We start from the raw sequence: 22534 nt of genomic DNA on the forward strand, positions 1-22534 counted from the left end.
AGCTCCGGTAATGCCGTATGGGGAGATAGTAAATAAAAATAATTTAGATGTAAAATATTGCGTGCACGAGGGACCTCGGGACCTCGTCGTTCTCACCCGCCGGGAATGGCGTGCCTCCCCGGAAAATGTCCGCGAGGCGCCGTGCTTGGGCCGCGCGGTTTCCATGTTGCAATGCGTCATGCGGCCGCGTGCGCGACCGGATGACCGAGCGCGCGCAGCGTGTCCTTGATCGCGCGCACCCGTGCGCTCAATTCGGGGTGTGCGGCCTCGATGCGCAGTTTGTCCTGGCCCGCGAGCTTGATGTGGCGGTGCTTCTGCACCAGCTCGATGATGCGCAGGCCGTCGATCGGCGGGTTCGGCTCGAATTGCAGCGCAATGGCTTCCTCGCTCGCGTCGATTTTCGCCACACCGAGCGGTTTGGCGGTCAGACGCAGCCGGTGCGTTTCGATCAGCGCCTGGCCTTGCGGCGGAAGTTTGCCGAAACGGTCGACGAGTTCTTCCTGAATCGTATCGATGGCATCTCCGTGGGTGCAGTTGGCCAAGCGTTTGTACAGCGACAGACGCTCCTGGACATCACCGCAATAGTCGCTCGGCAGGATCGCCGGCATGTGCAGGTTGATCTCCGTCGTCGCTTGCAGCGGGGCGTTCAGGTCGGGCTCGCGGCCCGCCTTGAGGGCACCCACGGCGTCGGCCAGCATGTCCGTATAGAGCTGGAAGCCGATCTCGTGGATTTCGCCCGACTGTTTGTCACCGAGGACTTCGCCCGCGCCGCGAATTTCCAGATCGTGCATGGCGAGATAGAAACCGGCGCCCAGTTCTTCCATTTGCTGAATCGCTTCGAGCCGGCGCTGCGCCTGTTTCGTCAGGGCCTGCGGATCGTGCACCAGCAAATAGGCGTACGCCTGATGGTGCGACCGGCCGACGCGGCCGCGCAACTGGTGCAACTGTGCCAACCCGAATTTGTCGGCGCGGTGCATCAGGATTGTGTTGGCTGTCGGCACGTCGATGCCGGTTTCGATGATCGTGGTGCACAGCAGCACATTCGCGCGTTGCGTCACGAAATCCCGCATCACGCGTTCCAGGTCGCGCTCGTGCATTTGACCGTGCGCGACGACGATGCGGGCTTCCGGCACCAGCGCTTCGAGGTGCGCCTTGCGGTTCTCGATCGTTTCGACTTCGTTGTGCAGATAGTAAACCTGCCCGCCGCGTTTGAGTTCACGCAGCATGGCTTCGCGCACCACGCTGTCTTCCTCGCGGCGCACGAAGGTCTTGATCGCGAGCCGCTTCTGCGGCGCGGTGGCGATGACCGAGAAGTCGCGCAGGCCTTCGAGCGCCATGCCGAGCGTGCGGGGAATCGGCGTTGCCGTCAGCGTGAGAACGTCCACTTCGGCGCGCAGCGACTTGAGCGCTTCCTTCTGGCGGACCCCGAAACGGTGTTCTTCATCGATGATCACCAGGCCGAGGCGTTGGAACTGGACATCGTTCGACAGCAGCTTGTGGGTGCCGATGACGATATCGACCTGGCCCTCGTTGATCGCCTTGACGCTCGCGTTGACTTCCTTGGCCGTCTTGAAGCGCGACAGCTCTGCAATGCGCACGGGCCACTCGGCAAAACGATCGGAGAAGGTTTGCGCGTGTTGCTCGGCCAGCAACGTGGTGGGCGCGAGAATCGCGACCTGCTTGCCGTCGAGCACGGCGATGAAAGCTGCGCGCAGGGCAACTTCCGTCTTGCCGAAACCGACGTCGCCGCAGACCAGCCGGTCCATCGGTTTGCCGCTGGTCATGTCGCTCATGACGGCGGCAATGGCTGCCGCCTGATCGGGCGTTTCCTCGAAGCCGAAGCTGTCGGCGAACTTTTCGTAATCGCGCGGCTGCAGCGCGAACGCGTAGCCGGAACGCGCCGCGCGCCGTGCATAGAGATTGAGCAGTTCGGCGGCCGTGTCGCGAATCTGCTGCGCGGCGCGGCGCTTGGCTTTCTCCCACTGTCCCGAGCCGAGCGCGTGCAGCGGTGCGGTATCGGGGTCGGCGCCGCTGTAGCGCGATATCAGGTGCAACTGCGAGACAGGCACGTACAGCTTGCTGTCGCTTGCGTATTCGAGATGCAGGAACTCCGTTTCGCCTTCGCCGAGATCCATGGAGACGAGCCCCAGGTAGCGTCCGATGCCGTGCTGGCTATGCACCACCGGATCGCCGACCTTGAGCTCGGCCAGATCGCGCACCATGGCGTCGACCGACGTGGCCTGTTCCTGGCGGCGCTTGCCTGCGCGCCGGGCCATGCCTTCGAACAGTTCGTTTTCGGTGAGGAACGCGAGGTCTTCCGCCGGCAGCACGAAACCCGAGGCCAGCGGCGCGATGGTGACGGCGAAGCGCGTGTCGGTCGTCAGAAAGTCGGCCAGCGATTCGACGGACGAAGGCCGCAGGTCGTGGTCATGCAGCAACTGCAACAGCGTCTCGCGGCGGCCGGCCGAATCGGCGCACAGCAGCACGCGTGCGGGTGTACGCGCCAGATAGGCGCGCAAGGCCGAGAGCGGATCGTCCGCGCGGCGGTTGACGGCAATTGGCGGCACCGGAATGGCCCAGCTGCCGTCGCCGCCGGCAGGCAGCGTCAGGCGCGCGAACGGCTTGGCAAACGTGAAGAAGTCCTGATCGAGCAGGAACAGCTGCTCCGGCGGCAGCACGGGCCGCTCCCGGTCGTGAGACAGGAATTTGAAGCGCTGCTGGGTATCGTTCCAGAACCGCTGGATCGATGCTTCCAGATCGCCGGCGAACACCAGTTGGGCGCCGTCCGGCAGGTAATGGAACAGCGTGGCGGTCTCGTCGAAGAACAACGGCAGGTAGTACTCGATGCCGGCGGACGGCACGCCCGCGCCAATATCCTTGTAGATCGGACTGCGGCTCGGATCGCCCTCGAAGACTTCGCGCCAACGCCCGCGAAACGCCGTGCGGGCAGCTTCGTCGAACGGGAACTCACGCCCTGGCAGCAAGCGGACTTCCTTGACCGGATACAGGCTGCGCTGCGTATCGGGATCGAACGCGCGGATGCTGTCGACCGTATCGTCAAACAGATCGAGCCGGTACGGCAGGGCCGAGCCCATCGGAAACAGGTCGATGAGGCCGCCTCGCACGCAGTATTCGCCCGGCCGCATGACCTGGCTGACGTGTTCGTAGCCGGCGAGCGTCAGTTGCGACTTGAGGCGCGCCTCGTCGAGCCGCTCGCCCTGGGTAAAGAAAAAGGTGTAGGCGGCCATGAAACTCGCCGGCGCCATCCGGTAGAGCGCCGTCGTTGCCGGCACGAGCACGATATCGCAGCGCTTTTCGCCGAGATCGTGCAATGTCGCGAGCCGCTCGGAGACAAGGTCCTGATGCGGCGAGAAGGTGTCGTAAGGTAACGTTTCCCAATCGGGCAACAGGCGCACGCGCGCTTGCGGGGCGCACCATGCCAGTTCCTGCTGGAGGCGCAGGGCGTCGGTGGCCTGCGCGCAGACCACCGCAAGCAGCGGTACGGTGTCCCGATGCGCTTCAAAGTAGCGGGCGATCAGCAGCGCGTCGGCCGAGCCGTGCGCGCCGCTGAAGGCGAATCGTTGACCGGCCTTGACGATCGGCACCGGCACGGCGCCGGCGGGTGTTGCGGACGTTTTCGACATATCTGCGTGGCAAAATCCTGTAGGCAGCTCGCGCCGCAACAGGTCGTGCAGTTGGGCAGCAATAGCAGGGCGCGGGGGCGCAAATGAATGGGCCCCCGAAAGTGTCAGCCGTTATTATAAAATCTCGCCTTTACTTTCACCCGCGTTTTATCGTGACCGACCGACTTTTCGCCGTGATTCCCTGTGCCGGGGCCGGGGTGCGTGCCGGCGCCGATGTGCCCAAGCAATACCGCAGCGTGGCCGGCCGGGCGATGCTGCATTATGCGCTGGCGGCTTTCGACGCATGTTCGGAGTTCGCCCAGACGCTGCTGGTGCTGGCGCCGGACGACGCCCACTTCGACGGACGCCGCTTCGGCAATCTGCGCTTCGCGGTGCGCCGCTGCGGCGGCACGTCGCGCCACGCCTCGGTGCTGAATGGCCTGCAGGCGCTGGCCGAATTCGGTGCGCAGGATAGCGACTGGGTGCTGGTTCACGACGCCGCGCGCCCCGGCATCACACCGGCGCTGATCCGTGCGCTGGTGGGTGCGCTGCGTGACGACCCGGTCGGCGGTCTGCTGGCCTTGCCGGTGGCGGATACGCTCAAGCGCGCCGTGCCCGGTGACGAAGGCGGTGCGGTATCGGTCGTACAGCAGACGGAGGCGCGCGACGCGCTGTGGCAGGCCCAGACGCCGCAGATGTTCCGCCTCGGGATGCTGCGCCGTGCACTGGAAGCGGCCCTGACGGCAGGCGCGGAAGTCACCGACGAAGCGAGCGCCATCGAACGCCTGGGGCACCACCCGAAGCTTGTGCGCGGCAGCCTGCGAAACTTCAAGGTGACGTATCCCGAAGACTTCGCGCTCGCCGAAGCGGTCCTGGGCGCGCCGGTGCGCTGAGCTGAGCGGCAAAAACGGGGCAAACGCCCAAGGAATCCTGAATGACCCAGACATCGCTTCCGAATCTTCGCATCGGCCAGGGCTACGACGTCCACGCGCTCGTGCCCGGACGTCCGCTGGTGATTGGCGGCGTGACGATCCCGTTTGACCGCGGTCTGCTCGGCCACTCGGACGCCGACGTGCTGCTGCACGCGATCACCGATGCTGTCCTCGGGGCTGCGGCGCTCGGTGATATCGGTCGTCATTTCCCGGACACCGACGCGCGGTTCTTGGGGGCGGACAGCGTCGTGCTGCTCAAGGAAGCGATGCGGCGTGTACGTGCGGCCGGGTTCGAAGTGGTGAATCTCGATTGCACGGTGATTGCACAGGCGCCGAAACTTGCGTCCCACATCGGCGCGATGGTCGCGGCCATCGCCGGCGCATTGGGCGTAGCGGCCGGTCAAGTCAATGTCAAGGCGAAGACGAACGAGAAACTCGGTTACCTGGGGCGCCAGGAAGGGATCGAGGCGCAGGCTGCCGTCCTGCTCGCAGGCGTCACGAAGGGCTGAGCGCGCCGGGCCGGGACCCGGCCCGGCGGCTGTCCAGCCACTGCCGAATCAGGCCGCGTCTGCGGCGATCACTTGCGCGGCGGCGTTGATGACGGACGCGATGCGGCCGACGTCACGCAGTTGCTTGGTGCTCATGCCGTGCTCGGTCGCGAGCAGCGCGTAGTGCGATTGCACACAGAAGTGGCATTTGCCGACGATCGACGCAGCCAGCGCGTACATCTCGAAACGGCGCTTGTCGACGCCGCCGTGCGACGCGTAAGCGTTCATGCGCAACTCGGCCTTTTCTTTCTTCAGGTCCTCGTTGTCGGCCATCTCGAGATACGGATACCACGTATTGTTCATGCCCATCAGCGCGGCGGCGGTCAATGCGCCGTGCAGCTCCTCGGGCGACAACACGCCGGCTTCCTTGATGGCCTTGATGATCGGCTGACTCTGGGCGGCGAATGCGGCGGCCAGCGCCACGCCCACGGCGTCGTGGCCTTCCAGCGAGGAGCGGGCGATCGTGCCGTCGATGTTCAGGCGAATGTCCTTCGCGTAGTCGGGGATCCGGGCCTTGATCGAAGTCAGGAATTCCATAGATTTCTCCTATTGCTTTGGGCTGAAAAAGCCCGCTTGCGCGGGCTTCGACACGATGCTTACAGCGTTGCACCGCCAACCGCGCGATTGCACGGGCAGAGCTCGTCCGTTTGCAGACCGTCGAGGATCCGCAGCACTTCTTCCGGGTTACGACCGACGTTCAAGTTGTTCACCGAAACGTGCTGGATGACGTTGTGCGGGTCGACGATGAATGTCGCGCGCAGGGCCACACCGGCTTCCTTGTCACGCACGCCGAGCTGGTCGATCAGCGAACCCTTCACGTCGCCGAACGCATAGTGGTTCAGCTTGCTCAGGTCCTTGTGTTCGCGGCGCCATGCCAGCTTCACGAATTCGTTGTCGACCGAGCCGCCCAGCAGCACGGCGTCGCGTTCGGCGAATTGGTCGTTCAGCTTGCCGAATTCGACGATTTCCGTCGGGCACACGAACGTGAAATCCTTCGGGTAGAAGTAAATGACCTTCCACTTGCCCGGGAACGAGGCTTCGGTGATCTCTTCGAAAGCCGAAACGCCGTTCTCTTCGTGGTTGTTGAAGCCCGGCTTTGCAGCCGTGACCGAGAACGCTTCGAGTTTGTCGCCGACGGTTTTCATCGATTTACTCCTAGATGATGCGGTTTATGTCGAGATGCAGGGTACATCGCAACCATTGACCGGCCATGGCAGGGTGCCAAGGCCAACGGCAAAATTATACACTATCAAAACTAAAAAGCAATTGTTTTTAGTTATTGAGGGGATAGTTATTTCATATCCCCGCGATAGGTTTTGTCTGATTATTTAGCAACGGGAAATGACACGGTGATTTCAAGCCCGCTGCCGGGGCGCACGTTACGCAGGGCCACCGACCCCTTGTAGCGCGACGCGATGCGCTGGACGATCGCCATGCCGAGACCGGTGCCGTCCGCTTTCGAGCGGGCGGTATCGACACGATAGAACGGACGAAAGACAAGCGCCAGTTGTTCCTCGGGTATACCGGGACCGCTGTCGCGCAGACGAAGTTCCACGCGTTCGCCGATCTGGCGTGTCGTGATCATGACGTCGGTGACGTTCGTCTCCGGGTCCTTGCCATATTTCCGGGCATTTTCGAGCAGGTTCGCCAGCAGCCGGCGCAGATCGGTGTGCTCCCCGAGCAGCGGCACTGTGTCGGCCAGTTCGGTGTCGATCCGCATGTCTTCGCGGCTGACGAACGGTTGAATGGCCTCGCGCACGATTTCGCTCAAGTCGACCGTCTGCATCGTGCGGACCGCCGGGCGTGCGTAGTCGAGGAAGCGGCCGATGATCGCGTCCATCTGTTCGATGTCGTTGATCATCTCGCGCTTGGTCCATTCGTCGGACGGGCTCATTTCCGTCTCGAGCCGCAGCCGGGCGAGCGGCGTGCGCAGGTCATGCGAAATGCCGGCAAGCATCAGCGCCCGGTCGGCTTCAAGCCGGTCGAGTTCCTGCACCATCTGATTGAAACTGCGATTCGCCTCAGCCGCTTCGCCCATGCCGCGCTCGGGCAGGGGATCGGGGTGCTCACCCGCGCCGATCGCGCGGGCGGCGTGCGCCAGGCGCGCGAACGGCCGATTCACAAGCGCGGTGATGAATGCCGCGCCGATCAGGGACAACGCAAGTGCAAACGTTCCCCAGCTGAACAACTGCAGGCCGGTGGCGGTATCGATGCGGTCCTGTTCGATGGCGACCCAGTAGTCGTCTTCATCGATCTTGAAGCTGATCCACATCGCGGGGATTTCGTTGACAGACGAGGCGACGACCGTATCCGTGCCGAGTCGGCGTTGCACGTCGCGGGCGATCAGGTCGATGAGCGCGCCCTGTTGCGAGTTGTCGATCTTGTCGCCCGGCTCACGCGGGTACACGCGAATGCCTTCGTTGCTCTCGAGATCCTGGAGCAGGGCGCGGCGCAAATCGGGTTCGGAGTAGAGGAGCGCGGTCCGTGTGAGCTTCACGACGGACACGAGTTGCTGTGCCACGCGCTGGGCGCGCGGCTCGCGTTCCACCACGCGGAAGCTCTGATACCACGCCGCCAGGCTGACGCCGATGAGCAGTGCGATCAGGAAGAAGGTGCGCCAGAACAGGCCGCCGAACAGCCCGCGCACCACACGTACAGGGTGCATCAATCGCTCCGCTTCACGACTGCGGGGCGCCATTGCTTCGAAGCATCAGGCGCCGCCGTCCGGGATGAAGACGTAGCCAAGGCCCCAGACGGTCTGTATGAAGCGCGGGCTGCCCGGATCCGGTTCGATCAGCTTGCGCAGGCGCGAGATCTGCACGTCGAGGCTGCGGTCGAACACTTCGTATTCGCGCCCGCGGGCCAATTCCATGAGTTTCTCGCGCGAGAGCGGTTGGCGCGGATGGCGCGCGAAGACCTTCAGCACCGAGAACTCGCCCGTGGTCAGGGCAATTTCCTGGCCGTTCTTGGTCAGCGTGCGGGTGGCGAGATTCAGGGCGAAGTCGCCGAACTCGAAGGTTTCCAACGTTTCGCTTGGTGCACCGGGCAGTTCCGGCGGCGCCTGGCGGCGCAGCACGGCGTGGATGCGGGCAACGAGTTCACGCGGATTGAATGGCTTCGGCAGATAGTCGTCGGCGCCCATCTCGAGGCCGACGATGCGGTCGACATCTTCGCCTTTGGCCGTTAACATGATGATCGGCGTGCGATCGGACGCACCACGCAAGCGGCGGCAGATCGACAGGCCGTCCTCACCCGGCAACATCAGGTCGAGCACGAGCAGGTCGAAGCGCTCACGCACCCACAGCTTGTTCATTGCCGTGGCGTTCTCGGCGACGAAGACGTTGAATCCTTGTTCCCCGAGGTAGCGTCGCAGCAAGTCGCGCAGGCGCGGATCGTCGTCGACCACCAGAATTTTGGGAGAATTTTTGTTTTCCATGCCACGTATCTTAGCCCGAAATGTTACGTGCTGAGGAGACCCCCATGCGGGGTTACAAAGGGTTACACAATTTACCCTACAGCGCGTGCGCTTGCCATAGCCTATTCGTACACTTCCGCCGCCGCTTGGGCGAAAATAGCCGCTTTCTTGCGCTCGCCTCGTTGGCCGGGCAACACAAGCCCGATATTGGTGTGAACAGACCCTAAGATGAGATTGGCTGCTGCAATGACGATGGTGTTCGCGGGAATCATGCTTGGGGGACACCCGGGCGTGACGCATGCCCATCCCATTGGACATGACGTTTCGCAAGTCGGCGGGGCTTATTACGCGCCGGGCCTGCGCGCCGCGCCGCCGCGTGAGCCGGGGCCGCCCCCGAATCCCGGCCGGGGGGCGAAGGGCCAGTCCGAAGCGTCGGCCGACCGGCGTGACGCGCCGCCGCCCGGTCCGCCGCCCGGCAGGCGCGCCAACGGCCACATGTCGCCGGAAGACCGGCGGCTGCTGCGGCAGCATATCGAAGATGCCGTACGCGAACTTTACCGCCATTGATGTCGTCTTATTACCATTCGCCTGTATTTGGAAGGACGAGGCCGTCATGACCATCCAGGGAAACAAGCCAGCCACATCGCGTGCTGGCTTTTTTTGTGGCCGCGTGCTGACGGCGGCCATGGCGATTGCCGCCGTCGGCGGCTTGGGCGGCGTGGCAAATGTTCATGCGAAGACCGTTCACCGTCACGCCGATACGGCGCGTGCGGCGGATGCGGCGGATGCGGCGGATGCGGCCGCCACCGACCCCATGCAACGCCTCTTGTCGGCCGACGACGCCCGTTTCCTGCTCACGCGTGCGGGCTTTGCGCCCGACACCCGGGAGTTGGCGTCCTATGTCGGCGTCACGCGTGCGGCCGCCGTCGATCGTCTGCTGGCGCAAGTGCGCCGCACGGCGGTCACCGCCCCGCCCGAATGGGGCGGCGACCCGCCGCTTTACGGCGCGCAGGGCAAGACACTGACCGACGATGAACGCAAAGCGCTCAATCAGCGGCGCAACCGGATGACTCAGCAGCTCGACGGGTGGTGGGCGCAGGAGATGGCGACGACACCGTCGCCCCTGACCGAGCGCATGACCCTCTTCTGGCACAACCATTTCGTGTCGAGCGACGACAAAGTGCGCGAACCGGCGCTGCTGTACCGTCAGAACGTATTGCTGCGGCGCGAGGCGCTCGGCAATTTTGGTGCGATGCTGCACGCCGTGTCCAAGGACCCGGCGATGCTGATCTATCTTGACGGCGCCACGAGCCGCAAGGAGCGTCCCAATGAGAACTTCGCGCGTGAAGTGATGGAGTTGTTCACGCTGGGCGAGGGTAATTACACGGAGCAGGACATCAAGGAGGCCGCCCGCGCGTATACGGGCTGGAGTGTCGGTCGTCCGACGATGACTTACCTCTGGCGGCCCAACTTCCACGACGACGGTGTCAAGACGGTTTTCGGCCAGCAAGGCAACTTCGACGGTGATCAAATGCTGGACCTGTTGCTGGCCCGGCCCGAGACCGCGCGATTTGTCGTGACTAAACTGTGGCGCGAATTTGTGTCGCCGACGCCCGACATGGCGCAGGTTGCGCGAATCGCGGACGATTTTCGGGCGAGCGGTTATGAGATTCGCGTCGCCATGCGCGGTTTGCTGTCGAGTGCGTCATTCTGGGATCCACGCGTGCGCGGCACGCTGGTCAAGTCGCCGGCCGAATTCGTGGTCGACGCAGTGCGCGAGTTCGATATCGGCTACGACGACAGCCTTTTCCTGGCGCAGCGCATGCGCGCCCTGGGGCAGGATCTGTTCCGTCCGCCCAATGTGAAGGGGTGGCCGGGCGGCGATGCATGGATCGACAGCTCGACGTTGCTCGCACGCAAGCAGTTCGTGGAACAACTGTTCCGGGCAACGGAAATGGCCAATGCCGGCGGCGGGCATGGGGCGGCGTCGATACCCGATGCGGGCATGCAGCGCGTTGCGCTGAACCGCGGCGGCACGATGCCGCGCACGGTGGGCGGCGTGCGTTTCGATCTGGCGCGCTGGCTTGCGCCCTACGGATTGAACCCGGTCGATGTGCCGGGCGCGGACGCGCAGAAGGCGATGCAGCGTGCGGTCGTGGCGGTCGCACCCGTGGCTGCGCAAGTCGCCCAGGCGGAAAGCGCCGCGTATTTGCAGACCCTGTTGATGGATCCTGCGTATCAACTCAAATGAGCATTGAAATGCGCACGCAAGCGAGGTGTTCCGATGCGACGTCGTGATTTCCTGAATTTCGCCGGCGGGCTGGGTACGGCCCTGCTGCTGCCGAAGCCTCTGCTGGCCGCCGCGCGTGCGGATGCCGCCGGCCCGGGGGGATCGGGTTACGCCAACCTGCTGATACTGATCGAGCTCAAAGGGGGCAACGACGGCCTGAACACCGTCGCACCGTATGCCGACCCCGAATATCTGGCGCTGCGCCCGAAAATCGGCATCAAGCGCGAACAGGTGATCCAGCTCGACGAACGCACGGGGCTGCACCCGTCGTTGCAGGCGCTGCTGCCGATGTGGCAGGCGCACGAGTTGGCGATCGTACAGGGCGTGGGCTATCCGCAACCGAACCTGTCACATTTCCGTTCCATCGAGATATGGAATACCGCTTCGCGTTCCGACGAGTATCTGCGCGATGGTTGGCTCACGCGCGCGTTTGCGGCGCGTGCGGTGCCGGCGGGGTTCGACGCGGACGGCGTGATCGTCGGCAGCGCGGAGCCGGGGCCGCTCGGCGGCGGCGCGCGTGCGGTCACGCTGACGAACCCTGCGCAATTCCTGCGCGCGGCAAGTCTTGCGACGCCGGCGAGCGTGCGCGAGGCGAACCCTGCGCTGGCGCACATTCTCCAGGTTGAACGTGACATCGTACGCGCTGCGGACGGCTTGCGGCCGAGGCAAGGGCAGTATGTCCTCAAGACCGCCGTACCGGGCGGCGCGTTCGGCAATGTCGTGAAGACGGCGTTGCAGGTTGTGGCGGCAGCGGATTCGCCGGCGGGCGTGCCGCTCGACGGGCGTGGCGTTGCGGTATTGCGATTGACGCTGAACGGGTTCGACACGCATCAGAACCAGCCGGGGCAGCAAGCGAATCTGCTGCGTCAGTTTGCGGAAGGCATGGTGGCGTTGAAGTCGGGCCTTACGGAACTGGGGCGCTGGTCGTCGACGATGATCATGACGTATGCCGAGTTCGGCCGGCGTCCGCGCGAGAATCAGAGCGCGGGCACCGATCACGGCACGGTCGCACCGCATTTCATTGCGGGCGGACGTGTGCGTGGCGGGCTGTATGGCCAGGCGCCACGGCTCGATTCGCTCGACGGAAATGGCAATCTGCCGTTTGCGGTGGACTTCCGCGAGATCTACGCGACGGTGCTCGAGCGGTGGTGGGGCATGCCTTCGCAGCCGGTGCTGCTGGGGCGCTTCCGGCCGCTCGACATACTGCGCGCCTGATCGGCGATCGGCGATTGGCGGCTGGCGGTCATCTGGCGCGCCAGGCGAGCCAGAATTTGCGCAGTGGCGTGAGATCGATCTGTTGATGGAGCACCTGGTAGCCGCTTGTGGCGACTTCGTCGAGCAGGGCGGTTTGCAGCGCGGCGAGCGCGAGCAGCGGCTTCTGCCGGCGGCGATCGATCTTGGGAATGGCGCGGCGCGCGGCGGAAAGTGCATCGCGTGCGCGGTCCGTCTGAAACTTCATGAGATCGGCGAACTTACCCGAATAGCGGCCATTCTGCAGGTCGGCGGCGGTCACGCCGAAACGTTGCAGTTCGTCGATCGGGAGGTAGACATAGCCGCGCCGCGCGTCGGCGCCGGCGTCGGACACACGCCGCGCCAGCGCCAGCGCGTGGCCGAGTGCGCGGGCACGCGCTGGCGTGTCGGGACTTTGGAAGCCGTACACGTGGGCCGCGAGCTCGGCGGGGGCGCCGCCGGCGGCGTCACAGTAGTGGTCAAGGCCGGGGAAGTCGAGGTAGCGCATCTGGGCCAGATCCATCTCGGCGCCATGCATTACGCCGACGAGGTGATCGCGTGTGATGCCGCTGTCCTTGAGGCTTGGGGCGAGCGCCTGCGTGACCGGGTGCGCCGGACGTCCGGCGAGCATGTTATCGATTTCGTTGCGCCACCAGTCGAGTTTGGCGTGCGCGACACCGGGGTCGTGCACGGCGCTGCGGATGTCGGCGATTTCCTGGCAGAACGCGTGGACGGCGTATGCGCTGGCGCGCCGCGAGGGCGGCAGTTGGAGCAGGGCGTAGTAAAGCGAGGAGCCGGGCGGGCCGGCTTTCTGGCGGCAGTATTCGTCGGGGTTCATGCGAAGCATTCTGTGAGCGGCGGCCGTCGTGGCGGCATGGACGGAGACCGTGGCATGCCGAACGGGGCCCGGGAATTGGTGCGGATTCTAGCATCGTGGGGACGACTGCGTCGCCGCGCCGGAAACGGGCCGCAATTTTTCGACACGGCGTCAGGCTTCGTGTAAAATGCTGGCCTGCTTTGACACATGAGCGGGCGGCAAACAGTCGCCCCTTTTTATGTCGTCGATCCCGATGCTGTAGGTGGCAAAACGGCGGATGACCTCTGCCGGCTGCCGACGGGCTGCGAGGATGGCGAAATTGGTAGACGCACCAGGTTTAGGTCCTGACGCCAGAAATGGTGTAGGGGTTCGAGTCCCCTTCCTCGCACCAATCGCCCTTTCAGCATCGGTTCTGCAGGTTCTCACTGCTTCCCCGATTTTTCTGCGCAGGTATTCGCGGCACGGCATCCGTCCAGACAGGCTTTCGCTCGTCTGAGTCGCAGTCATGACTGGCGCCGATAAGCGCGCCTATCGAGGCCACGTTTGCGTGCACCGCCTCTGTTCGGCCCGACGTGATCACAGACATGGCGAGCATGGCGACTGACAATAGCGTTAAGTCGTCCAATTTTATTGAGGTTGCTGCAGGCCCGGGCGGTGCCGGGTTGTCGGTGGCGTCATTCAAAGCGGTGCAGCGCCCCGGGGGAACCTCAATGACGCCTTCTTGATCGTTGCCGACACTTATCGAGTTCGCCGGCCCATTACTCCTGCTGCCGCCCGTCGACGAGCAGGATATCCCAGCACGAGACAAACAGCGCCGCGATGAGCGGGCCAATCACGAATCCGTTGATGCCGAAGACGGACATTCCGCCCAACGTCGAAATCAGGATGGCCCAGTTTGGGCTATTGTTCCCCGTATTTCTCGCGCACGTTACGTAAGCGATTATGCGTGAATAACCGTCTCAGGTACGGTTGTCAGTTTGACGCCGAGAGCGTGCATGAGCTTCATGACCGTGTCGAAACGAGGTTTCGCGCCAGGCGTGAGTGCCTTGTACAGGCTTTCACGGCCGAGGCCGGCATCGGCGGCCACCTTTGTCATGCCGCGGGCCTTGGCGACATCTGCGATGGCAGAAAGAAGCACTGCTGTGTCACCTTCTTCGAGTGCCGCATTCAGGTACTCGGCGATCATTTCTTCGCTGTCGAGATAGTCGGATGCGTCAAAACGTGCGATTTCAGTTTTGCTCATGATGACTCCTTCTTGATCGTTGCCCACATTTCCTTGGCACGCTTGATGTCGGCCTTCTGCGTCGATTTGTCACCACCGCAAATGAGCAGGTAGGTGATAGTGCCCTCCCGTCCGTAGTAAACGCGATAGCCGGGGCCGAAGTCGATTCGCATTTCAGACAAACCATCGCCGATCGGTTCCGAGTCGCCAAAGTTGCCTAGTTCGGCGCGTTTGAATCGGGCCAGAATCTTGGCTTTGCCCTTTAAGTCCTTGAGGTGTGATAGCCAAGTATCGAACTCGGCGGTCCGGTAGAGCGTGTACATGTGCAGCATTGTATCCAATCGGATACGGATGTCAATGGCAATTCGTTGCGGCGCTTTGGTCCATATTGTGAAAACCGTCGCGCTCCCCCATTACTCCTGCTGCCGCCCTTCGACGAGCAGGATATCCCAGCATGAGACGAACAGCGCCGCGATCAGCGGGCCGATCACGAATCCGTTGATGCCGAAGACGGACATGCCACCCAGGGTCGAAATCAGGATGACCCAGTCCGGCAGGCGCGTATCCTTGCCGACCAGAATCGGGCGCAGGACATTGTCGATCGTGCCAATCACCAGGGTGCAGAACAGCACCAGCGCGATGGCCTTTCCGATCGCCCCGATCATCAGGAAGTAAACCGCGGCCGGCACCCACACCAGCGCCGAGCCGATGGCCGGCAGCAGCGACAGGAACCCCATCACCGTTCCCCACAGCAGCGATCCCGAAATACCCAGGGCGAGAAACGCCAGCCCACCCAGCAACCCCTGAACGGCCGCCACGGCGACATTGCCCTTCACCGTGGCGCGTATGACCGTGGAAAAACGGCTCAACAGCTTGCGCTTGTGCGCGTCATCGAGCGGGATCGCTTCCCGGACGCGCCGGGCAATCACCGTGCCGTCGCGCAGCAGGAAAAAGACCAGGTACAGCATGACGCCGAAACTGATCGCCAGGTCCAATGTGTTCTGTCCCACGCTCAGCGCGCGAGACGCGATGAACTGGCTGATCTGCGCCGCGCCCTCCGACAGTTTCGCCTGCAATCCGGCCACGTCCGACAAGCCGAGCCGGTCCAGCGCCCGTTGCATGAATTGGGGGAGCACCGCCAGGCCTTTCTGGAAAATCGCGCCGATGTCCCATTGACCGCTCTTGATGTTCTGATACGCAGCAGCGACTTCCTGTGCCAGCGCGCCCACCATGAAGAGCATCGGCAAGATCACGACGAACACGCACAGGACAAACGTCGTGAGCGCCGCAAGGTTGGCCCGATTGCCGAACCGTATCGTCAGCCGGCGTTGCAGCGGCTGGAAGATCAGCGCAAGAATCGCGCCCCAGAATATGGCGTTGAAATAGGGGAGAAGGATCCAGACGAGAGCGAGGGAAACGGCCGTCAGCAGAAAATAGAATACCTTGATGTTGCGGTCGTTCTCAGTCATGGCGCTTTCGTCGGTCCGTGTAGCTTGCTTTGGTGAGTCTACCACCCGGTCGACGGCTGCCTCCGCCACACGCTCGAAATTCGACGGTTCACGACATTTAGGAATGCTCTGAGTCGGATAAAGCCTTGTCACACAAGGCGATGCCGGCATTTGCGTGCAACGCGTTCGCGTCAGAGTTCACGAATTCCGAAAATGGCGCTCGGGGGTATGAAGATCAGAATTGCCTGACACACTAGCGGGCCGCGAACGAGGACACTTGAAGGTTTGAAGATTTTCACTTATCGGGCGGCATCGTCATGCTGCCGCCCGCCAAACCGATGATCGATACCTCTCGTGATTTTCCAGCTCGCAGCACCTTGTCAAACGTCCGTCAGTGGCTTTCCCGATGCTGGGGGCGCCTGCCCCGACGCGCGCCATCCTCGGCCGCGTCGGTAGCTGGAAGCGTATCCGCGGCCGAGGACTGCCGGTGCGCTTCGCGGCAAGACGCCAATACCATTCTCTTCGCCGCTATCAATCATGAACTGCGCGTTCCGTTGCAGTCGATCGCCGGTCATCTGGAATTGCTCGCGAAGGAGACGCTGCCTGCGGGTGCCTCCCAGCGCCTCGTGCTGGTCGGCAATGCCGTCGATGAACTTCGGCGCGGACTGGACGATGCGCTGCAGTTCAACCGTGACCAGGTCAAGCGATTTCCGCTGTCTGTCGCTGCCTTCGATCTTCGTGCGCGCCTCGACGCCGAAATCGCGCTGCTGTTGCCGACGGCGCGCGCCAAGGGCGTGGCGCTCGTCGGCCGATTTGACGCCACACTGCCTGACTGGCTGTTGGGCGATGCTGATCGGGTGATGCTGGTCGTGCGCAATTTGATGGCCAACGCGATCAAGTTTACGCACGACGGCCGGGTGACGGTCCGGGTGCACGCGCCCCGTGCAGTGGACGAAGCCGTGGCAGTGCGCATTTCCGTCGAGGATACGGGAATCGGGATGTCGGCGCATGAGCAGGCCAGACTGTTCCAGGCGTTCGGACAGGCAAGCGCGTCGATCCAGCCGAACTACGGCGGATTCGGACTTGGTCTGTGGATGTCGCAACAGTGGGTCCGGCGCATGAACGGCACGCTGTCCGTGCAAAGTGTGGCGGGCGAAGGGTCGTGCTTCTCCTTCGACCTGACGCTCCAGCGGGTACGTGCACCACACCGGCACCGTATCCCGCGGACCTCGGCCAAGGCGCCGCCCACATTGCCTGCGGCGTTGCAGGACACGCGGGTGCTCGTCGTCGACGACCACCCGATGAATCGTCTGGTCCTTGCGCAACAATTGACCGCCCTTGGCTGTCACGTCGAGACGGCGGCCGGCGCCTTGCAGGCGCTGGCGCTGGCCGAGGCGGCGCGCATCGATGTCGTGCTGACCGACATCCGGCTCGGCGATGACGACGGTTACCGGCTTGCCGCGCAACTGCTGCAGCGCGCCAAGGCGCGAGGCGCGCGCGTCCCGCGAATATGGGCGGTCACCGGTAACGATGCCGATGAACTGCGCGCCCGGACAGCTGGCCTCGAAGGCACGTTCATCAAGCCCGTCAGCGGCGAGCAGCTCGTCGCGGCATTGGCCACAAGGCCCCCGCAGCCCTTGCAGTCCGCTCAGCCCGTGCAGCGGCCGCACCTCGCCCTTGATCCGGTTGCCCAGGACATCCTGCGCCAGGCGATGCGCGCGGATGCCGGCGCGTTGCGCGAGGCCATCGGCCGCCGTCATGCAGCCGACGTCGCACATCGACTCCACCGGATTCGAGGCGGGTTCGCTGCCGTGGGCGCCTCGGCGATGGTGCAGCGCTGCCGGGATGTCGAACGGCTGCTGTCGGAGGGGGGATTGCCGTCGGCATTACGCGCCTGCCGGGGGCTGGTGCGTCAGATCGAGGGGATGTTTCGCGCGTCGGCTACAGATAACGGACCACCGCCAGACAATGACAAGTCGTCCCGCCGATAGCGAACAGATGCCAAACGAGGTGGCCGAACTTGATTTGCCCGTCGAGCGCGTAGAAGGCTGCGCCGACCGTGTAGGCGGCGCCGCCGGCCAACAGCCACCCGACGCCGGGCGCGGGCATATGCGACAGCGCGGGGCCGGCCACGAGCATCGCGATCCAGCCGAGCGAGAGATAGAGCAACGTGGAGACGACGGGCCGCTCGATCCAGTCGAGCGCCGTGGCGACGAGTCCGGCCAGCGACAGTGTCCAGATGCCGGTCAGCAACGGCCAACCCCACGGATCGTGCAGGATCTTCATCGTGAAAGGGGTGTACGTGCCTGCGATGAACAGGAAAATCGCACAATGATCGACGCGCATGGCCACCTGCTTGGCGCGTCCAGGCGGCAAGCCGTGGTACAGGGCCGACGCGAGATAGACCAGGATCATGGTCACCGCGAACACGGCGATTCCTGCCTGCCGACTCGGCAAGAGCGGGCGGTTGGGTTCGAAAAGAAAGGGAGTCGCGGACAACGCGGCCAGACAGGCGAGGGCGTGGCTCGCACTGTTGGCGATTTCCTCGCCGTGAGTCTGGACGCGTTCGGTGCGCATGGTCGTGCGGTGCTACTCGGGTCCAACTATGTCGGGTGTGTCGCACGCCACTTTTTCAGAGCGTCGAGCGTTTTCTCCACGTGTTTTTCAGGATTCAGGCTGACGTAGCTGTACACCACGGTCCCGTCGGGCGCGATCACGTAGGACACGCGATTGGCCATATCGGGCTTGAGCGCGAGTACCGCACCGTAAGCCCGCATGATGTGCTGGTTGGTGTCCGCGGCGACCGCGAACTTCGAGCGGCATTCACTGACGGAAAAACGGTTGAGCGTATCGATGTTGTCGTGCGACACCCCAATCACCGTGGCGCCAAGCGCCGTGTAGGTGCCGGTCGCTTCGGCAAAATCGTGCGCTTCGATCGTGCAGCCGGTCGTGAATGCGGCGGGGTAGAAGTAAAGCACGACGGGACCTTTCTTCAGCGCTTCTGCGAGCCTGAACGAAAAGACCTTGCCGCCGAGCGATGCCTGCGCCGTGAAGTCCGGCGCCCGCTCGCCATTCTTGAGTGCTGCGTGGGCGGGGATGAAGCACCAGGCCGTGATGCCGACCACGGCCGCCGCCAACAGCACACCGAACCATCGTTTCATGCGTTCCCCCTGAAAAGTCGTTGATTAAGCATAGAGTCCCGCATCGTTGCTGTCCAACCGGACCAACCCGGACGAAGGCCTTGCCTCCCTCGCCGGAGCCAAGCCTGACGCGGCTGTGCGGGCGAACTCGGGACTATCCCTGTCACGTTGCTCGGGCGCTCGACACAGGCAAGACCGTTGTCGACTTGATCTGTGACAGGGCAATCATCGAGTTGACCTCCTGTACCATCGGCAACTGGGAAAGCCGCTCGAAGAAGAAGCGCTCGTAGGCGTCGACATCGCGCGTCACGATGCGCAACAGGAAGTCGACATTGCCCATCAGCACGTGACATTCCATCACTTCCGGAAAGTCCTGAATCGCCTTGGAGAACTCCGGCAGGGCATTGCGATTGTGGCCGGCGAGTTTCACGTGCGCGAAGAGCATAACGTTCAGGCCGATCTTCTTCCGGTCGACAAGGGCGACGCGTTTTTCGATCACGCCCTCGCTTTCGAGGCGATCGATGCGCCGCCAACATTGCGACTGCGACAAGCCGATCCTTTCGCCCACCTGCGCGGCGGACAGCGAGGCATCTTCCTGAAGGATTGCAAGGATTTTTTCGTCAAAATCATCTATCTGCATGATCGCGTTGATATTTGCCGATGAAATGAATGGATCATGTGTATTCTGTTCGATTTTGTCAATGAAACGCGAAGCAATTGCCGGCCGAAACCCATAAGCTGATGGCAATGTCCCCTGAACAGGCGCCGGATGCGCCGGTCCCCAACCTGAAGCGAATATGAAATTCGACCTGAATCTGCCCACTTGCGAAAACGCCACCGGCGCCATGTCCGACGCTGTCACCCCGCTTGCCGCCAAGGGCGCAGACCTGATCGCCCGCACGCTCGTGGATATCGGCGTGACGACGGTCTTCTGTTACCCGGGCGGCGCCAATCTTGAAATGCTCGACGCGCTATCGCGCGTGGCGATCATGCTGGTGCGTACCGAACATGAGCAAGGCGCCGTATTTGCGGCACAAGGCTATGCCCGCGCAACGGGGCGGCTGGGCGTTTGCCTGGCGACGTCCGGCCCCGGGGCAACGAATCTCGTGACTGGCATCGCCGACGCCAATAGCGATTCGGTCCCTATCCTGGCCATCACCGGGAACGTGGCCACGCATTGGCTGGGCAAGAACGCATTCCAGGAAGTCGATATCGTCGCCGTGACGAAGCCCGTGACCAAGCTGGCGCGCCAGGTGCGCGAGGCGCGCGAGATCCCGGCGGCGTTGCGCGAGGCCGCCGCTTGCGCGCTGGCTGGCCGCCCCGGGCCGGTGCTTGTCGATTTCCCGAAGGATATCCAGCAGGCCCGCCCCGAACAGCCTACGGACAAGCGCTTCGCGTCACCCGCGCCTGCCGGCATGACGGCGGACTCGGCCGCGCGCATCGCTGCGCTGCTGGCGCAAAGCGAGCGTCCGGTGATCTACGCCGGCGGCGGCGTGATTGCATCGGACACGGGCGCGCAGCTGACGGCGCTTGCCGAAAAGCTCAACGTGCCGGTGGCATTGACCATGATGGGCCTGGGCGCGATGGCCGACGACCATCCGCTGTTGCTCGGCCCGCTTGGCATGCACGGCGCTTATTGCGCTAACGTGGCCGTCAACGAGGCCGACCTGGTGTTGGCGCTTGGCGTGCGCTTCGATGATCGGGTCATCGGCAATCCGGCGGCATTCGCCCGGCACGCGAAGATCGTCCACATCGACGTCGACGCGGGGGAGATCGGCAAGAACAAGCCCGTGACGCTGGGCGTGCATGCCGATCTGCGCGATGCCTTCGACGGACTGCTCGCGGTGGCGCAGCGCCGTGACGTGGACAGCTGGCATGCGTATTTGCGCGACCGCCACGAGGCGCATCCGCTCCGTGCCGGCGATGCCGGACAGGCCGGTACGCTGACGGGCGTGGGCGTCATCACGGCGCTGGCGGCGCTGTTGCCGGCCGAAGCGGTCGTGACGACCGGCGTCGGCCAGCATCAAATGTGGGCGATGCAGCACCTGAAGCTGCGTCAGGCGCGCACCTTCCTGTCGAGCGCCGGTTTCGGGACGATGGGCTTCGGCTTGCCGGCGGCCATCGGCGCGAAGGCGGCGCTGCCCGACGTCCCCGTCATCGACATCGATGGCGACGGCAGCCTCAACATGTCTGTCAATGAATTGAGCACGTGCCGGCGCTATGGCCTCGGCGTCAAGGTGCTCGTCATCAACAATCAATGGCTGGGCATGGTGCGGCAGTGGCAGGACATGATCTATGCGAAGAACCGCGTGGCCTCGTCGCTGGTCGATCCGACGGCGGCGGGCACGCCGGGCGAAGCGCATCCGTACCCCGATTTCGTGACGATCGCCGCCGGCTACGGCGTTGCCGGCGCGCGCGTGACGACCGCAGACGCGTTGCCGGCCGCGCTGGCGCGCATGCTGGCCGATCCGCAAGAACCGTATCTGCTCGACGTGCTCGTGGCGCGGGAGGATGACGTCTTCCCGATGATCCCGGCCGGAAAAAGCTACCGTGACATGGTTTTCGGGCCCGGTCAAGCGAGCGGTGGTATCGCGCAGGGTGCCTTCTGAAGGACGCCGGCCGTAGCGGTTGCGCGTTGATTTGTCGGGGTTTTTAAGTCATTCTCACCGGGCGGGAATGGGGTGCTTCGTCGCGGGAAGGCAACGGCCCGGCAATCTGTTCAGGATTTTTACGATATGCCGGCGGCGAGGAGTATCATTGCGCCTTTTACAAATTCTCGCCAAGGAAATCAACATGTTGCTCAAGCGCCTCGTGATGGCCGCCGCCTGTGTTTTGACGACCCTGTCCGCGGTGCCGGCCGCACTTGCCGCCGATCCGACCTACGTCGTGGGCGCGGGCGGCACGTACCGCCCGTTCGAATTCGAAACGGCCCAGAAGGAACTGGTCGGTTTCGACATCGACGTGATCAAGGCGATCGGCCGTGCGGGCGGCTTCAACGTGAAGCTGGTGAGCACGCCGTGGGAAGGCATCTTCGCGACGCTGGACCAGGGGGACCGCGACATCATCGTGTCGGGCATCACGATTACGGAAAAGCGCCAGCAGATGGTGGATTTCTCGGCGCCGTATTTCCCGGCCGACCAGGTGATCATCACGGGCCCGAACGCGAAGGTCGCGGGCCTGGCGGACCTGAAGAAGCTGCAGGTGGGCGTGGTGAACTCGAGCACGGGCGACATCTCGGTGTCGGAAGAGCTGGGCAAGGCGAGCACGGCGATCAAGCGCTTCGACAACACGCCGCTGATGCTCGAAGAGCTGTATCGGGGGGGGGTGGATGCGGCGGTGGGCGACGTCGGGGTGATCAAGTTCTATATCAAGAGCCACCCGGAGAAGCCGTTCAAGCTGGTGTATGACGCGAAGTTCAAGCGCCAGTACTTCGGCATTGCGGTGAAGAAGGGCAACAAGGTGGCGCTGGACAAGATCAACACGGGCCTGAAGAAGATCGTGGCCGACGGCACCTACGCCAGGATCTACAAGCAGTGGTTCGACGCGGACGTGCCGACGCTGCCGCAACAGTAAGCCGACCAGGGCCTGTTTGCGCCCTGTTCGGGCCCCCTCGCGGCCCGTGCTGACAGACGCTGACGAAAGCGTCCTGCCAAGCCCGGGCCGCGAGGCATTTCTGAGTTTGTCGGCCCCCCGGCTTTCGCCGGGCGGGATGCGCCGATAATCGTTTTCCATTGTTTGCTATCGTTTGTAAGGTGGTCCATGGGTGCGTTCCAGTGGAACATCATCAGCGAATACATGCCTTTGTTCGTGGAAGGCACGCTGATGACGCTCAAGTGCACGGTGATCTGCGTGATCGCCGGCACATTGCT

20 protein-coding genes, 1 tRNA gene and 1 pseudogene are annotated in these 22534 nt (G+C 63.7%); 9 read left to right on the plus strand and 13 right to left on the minus strand.

Annotation, left to right across the window (positions count from 1 at the left end; all coding sequences use genetic code 11):
• Positions 1 to 176: 176 nt before the first annotated feature.
• A complete protein-coding gene (mfd, locus tag PTE30175_RS26395) occupies positions 177 to 3644 on the minus strand; it encodes a transcription-repair coupling factor (RefSeq protein ID WP_150700040.1) in 3468 nt (1155 codons plus the stop codon).
• A 152-nt stretch (positions 3645 to 3796) separates the two neighbouring features.
• Between mfd and ispD the strand changes: the two genes are divergently transcribed.
• Together ispD and ispF are read left to right on the plus strand one after the other, a co-directional pair.
• On the plus strand, positions 3797 to 4516 hold the full coding sequence (ispD, locus tag PTE30175_RS26400) for a 2-C-methyl-D-erythritol 4-phosphate cytidylyltransferase (RefSeq protein WP_150700041.1): 720 nt from the start codon (positions 3797 to 3799) through the stop codon (positions 4514 to 4516).
• A gap of 41 nt (positions 4517 to 4557) precedes the next feature.
• The gene (ispF, locus tag PTE30175_RS26405) at positions 4558 to 5064 is read left to right on the plus strand and encodes a 2-C-methyl-D-erythritol 2,4-cyclodiphosphate synthase (protein ID WP_150700042.1); all 507 of its coding nucleotides are present in this window, start codon (positions 4558 to 4560) and stop codon (positions 5062 to 5064) included.
• A gap of 48 nt (positions 5065 to 5112) precedes the next feature.
• On the opposite strand, the gene PTE30175_RS26410 is transcribed toward ispF, so the two are convergent.
• From PTE30175_RS26410 to ompR, 4 genes are all read right to left on the minus strand, one after another.
• The gene (locus PTE30175_RS26410) at positions 5113 to 5640 is read right to left on the minus strand and encodes a carboxymuconolactone decarboxylase family protein (protein WP_150700043.1); all 528 of its coding nucleotides are present in this window, start codon (positions 5638 to 5640) and stop codon (positions 5113 to 5115) included.
• A 59-nt stretch (positions 5641 to 5699) separates the two neighbouring features.
• Complete coding sequence (locus PTE30175_RS26415) at positions 5700 to 6248, minus strand: peroxiredoxin (RefSeq protein WP_150700044.1); 549 nt, start codon at positions 6246 to 6248, stop codon at positions 5700 to 5702.
• A gap of 179 nt (positions 6249 to 6427) precedes the next feature.
• The gene (locus tag PTE30175_RS26420) at positions 6428 to 7768 is read right to left on the minus strand and encodes an ATP-binding protein (protein ID WP_150700045.1); all 1341 of its coding nucleotides are present in this window, start codon (positions 7766 to 7768) and stop codon (positions 6428 to 6430) included.
• A gap of 45 nt (positions 7769 to 7813) precedes the next feature.
• Positions 7814 to 8539: an osmolarity response regulator transcription factor OmpR gene (gene ompR / locus PTE30175_RS26425; protein WP_150700046.1), complete on the minus strand. Its 726-nt coding sequence runs from the start codon at positions 8537 to 8539 to the stop codon at positions 7814 to 7816.
• 225 nt (positions 8540 to 8764) lie between these two features.
• On the opposite strand from ompR, the gene PTE30175_RS26430 reads away from it, so the two are divergent.
• The 3 genes from PTE30175_RS26430 to PTE30175_RS26440 all read left to right on the plus strand — a co-directional run bounded on the left by PTE30175_RS26430 (position 8765) and on the right by PTE30175_RS26440 (position 12023).
• A complete protein-coding gene (locus PTE30175_RS26430) occupies positions 8765 to 9085 on the plus strand; it encodes a hypothetical protein (protein ID WP_150700047.1) in 321 nt (106 codons plus the stop codon).
• 247 nt (positions 9086 to 9332) lie between these two features.
• Positions 9333 to 10769, plus strand: a complete 1437-nt coding sequence (locus tag PTE30175_RS26435) for a DUF1800 domain-containing protein (protein WP_150700059.1) — start codon at positions 9333 to 9335, stop codon at positions 10767 to 10769.
• 33 nt (positions 10770 to 10802) lie between these two features.
• On the plus strand, positions 10803 to 12023 hold the full coding sequence (locus PTE30175_RS26440; RefSeq protein ID WP_150700048.1) for a DUF1501 domain-containing protein: 1221 nt from the start codon (positions 10803 to 10805) through the stop codon (positions 12021 to 12023).
• A 28-nt stretch (positions 12024 to 12051) separates the two neighbouring features.
• Here the strand turns inward: PTE30175_RS26440 and hpnD are convergent, their stop codons facing one another.
• Positions 12052 to 12876 carry a presqualene diphosphate synthase HpnD gene (gene hpnD / locus PTE30175_RS26445; protein WP_150700049.1) on the minus strand — a complete coding sequence of 275 codons (825 nt, stop codon included), beginning with the start codon at positions 12874 to 12876 and terminating at the stop codon, positions 12052 to 12054.
• Positions 12877 to 13159: 283 nt separating this feature from the next.
• Here hpnD and PTE30175_RS26450 point away from each other — a divergent pair.
• Positions 13160 to 13246: transfer RNA gene (locus PTE30175_RS26450), tRNA-Leu, on the plus strand.
• A 367-nt stretch (positions 13247 to 13613) separates the two neighbouring features.
• On the opposite strand, the pseudogene PTE30175_RS26455 reads toward PTE30175_RS26450, so the two are convergent.
• From PTE30175_RS26455 to PTE30175_RS26470, 4 genes and pseudogenes are all read right to left on the minus strand, one after another.
• Positions 13614 to 13754 (minus strand): annotated as a pseudogene (locus PTE30175_RS26455) (AI-2E family transporter); the annotation flags it as partial.
• A 41-nt stretch (positions 13755 to 13795) separates the two neighbouring features.
• The gene (locus PTE30175_RS26460) at positions 13796 to 14098 is read right to left on the minus strand and encodes an addiction module antidote protein (protein WP_150700050.1); all 303 of its coding nucleotides are present in this window, start codon (positions 14096 to 14098) and stop codon (positions 13796 to 13798) included.
• Positions 14095 to 14400, minus strand: coding sequence for a type II toxin-antitoxin system RelE/ParE family toxin (locus tag PTE30175_RS26465; protein WP_150700051.1), 306 nt, complete (start codon positions 14398 to 14400; stop codon positions 14095 to 14097). Before PTE30175_RS26465 ends, PTE30175_RS26460 begins: the two co-directional genes overlap by 4 nt.
• 90 nt (positions 14401 to 14490) lie before the next feature.
• Positions 14491 to 15546, minus strand: a complete 1056-nt coding sequence (locus PTE30175_RS26470; protein WP_150700052.1) for an AI-2E family transporter — start codon at positions 15544 to 15546, stop codon at positions 14491 to 14493.
• Between the two features lie 317 nt (positions 15547 to 15863).
• Between PTE30175_RS26470 and PTE30175_RS26475 the strand changes: the two genes are divergently transcribed.
• Positions 15864 to 17516 carry a hybrid sensor histidine kinase/response regulator gene (locus PTE30175_RS26475; protein WP_338044481.1) on the plus strand — a complete coding sequence of 551 codons (1653 nt, stop codon included), beginning with the start codon at positions 15864 to 15866 and terminating at the stop codon, positions 17514 to 17516.
• Here the strand turns inward: PTE30175_RS26475 and trhA are convergent.
• The 3 genes from trhA to PTE30175_RS26490 form a co-directional block, all read right to left on the minus strand.
• On the minus strand, positions 17467 to 18102 hold the full coding sequence (gene trhA, locus PTE30175_RS26480) for a PAQR family membrane homeostasis protein TrhA (protein WP_150700054.1): 636 nt from the start codon (positions 18100 to 18102) through the stop codon (positions 17467 to 17469). The genes PTE30175_RS26475 and trhA overlap by 50 nt on opposite strands.
• A 26-nt stretch (positions 18103 to 18128) precedes the next feature.
• Entirely contained in the window at positions 18129 to 18686 is a 558-nt protein-coding gene (locus PTE30175_RS26485; RefSeq protein ID WP_150700055.1) for a peroxiredoxin, read from the minus strand.
• A 142-nt stretch (positions 18687 to 18828) separates the two neighbouring features.
• Positions 18829 to 19305: an Lrp/AsnC family transcriptional regulator gene (locus PTE30175_RS26490; RefSeq protein WP_150700056.1), complete on the minus strand. Its 477-nt coding sequence runs from the start codon at positions 19303 to 19305 to the stop codon at positions 18829 to 18831.
• A 157-nt stretch (positions 19306 to 19462) separates the two neighbouring features.
• Between PTE30175_RS26490 and ilvB the strand changes: the two genes are divergently transcribed.
• Positions 19463 to 21274: a biosynthetic-type acetolactate synthase large subunit gene (ilvB, locus tag PTE30175_RS26495; protein ID WP_150700057.1), complete on the plus strand. Its 1812-nt coding sequence runs from the start codon at positions 19463 to 19465 to the stop codon at positions 21272 to 21274.
• Positions 21275 to 21458: 184 nt separating this feature from the next.
• Positions 21459 to 22238: a basic amino acid ABC transporter substrate-binding protein gene (locus PTE30175_RS26500; protein ID WP_191629232.1), complete on the plus strand. Its 780-nt coding sequence runs from the start codon at positions 21459 to 21461 to the stop codon at positions 22236 to 22238.
• Positions 22239 to 22534: the final 296 nt, after the last annotated feature.

The organism is Pandoraea terrae (assembly GCF_902459695.1).
Taxonomy (GTDB): Bacteria; Pseudomonadota; Gammaproteobacteria; order Burkholderiales; family Burkholderiaceae; genus Pandoraea; species Pandoraea terrae.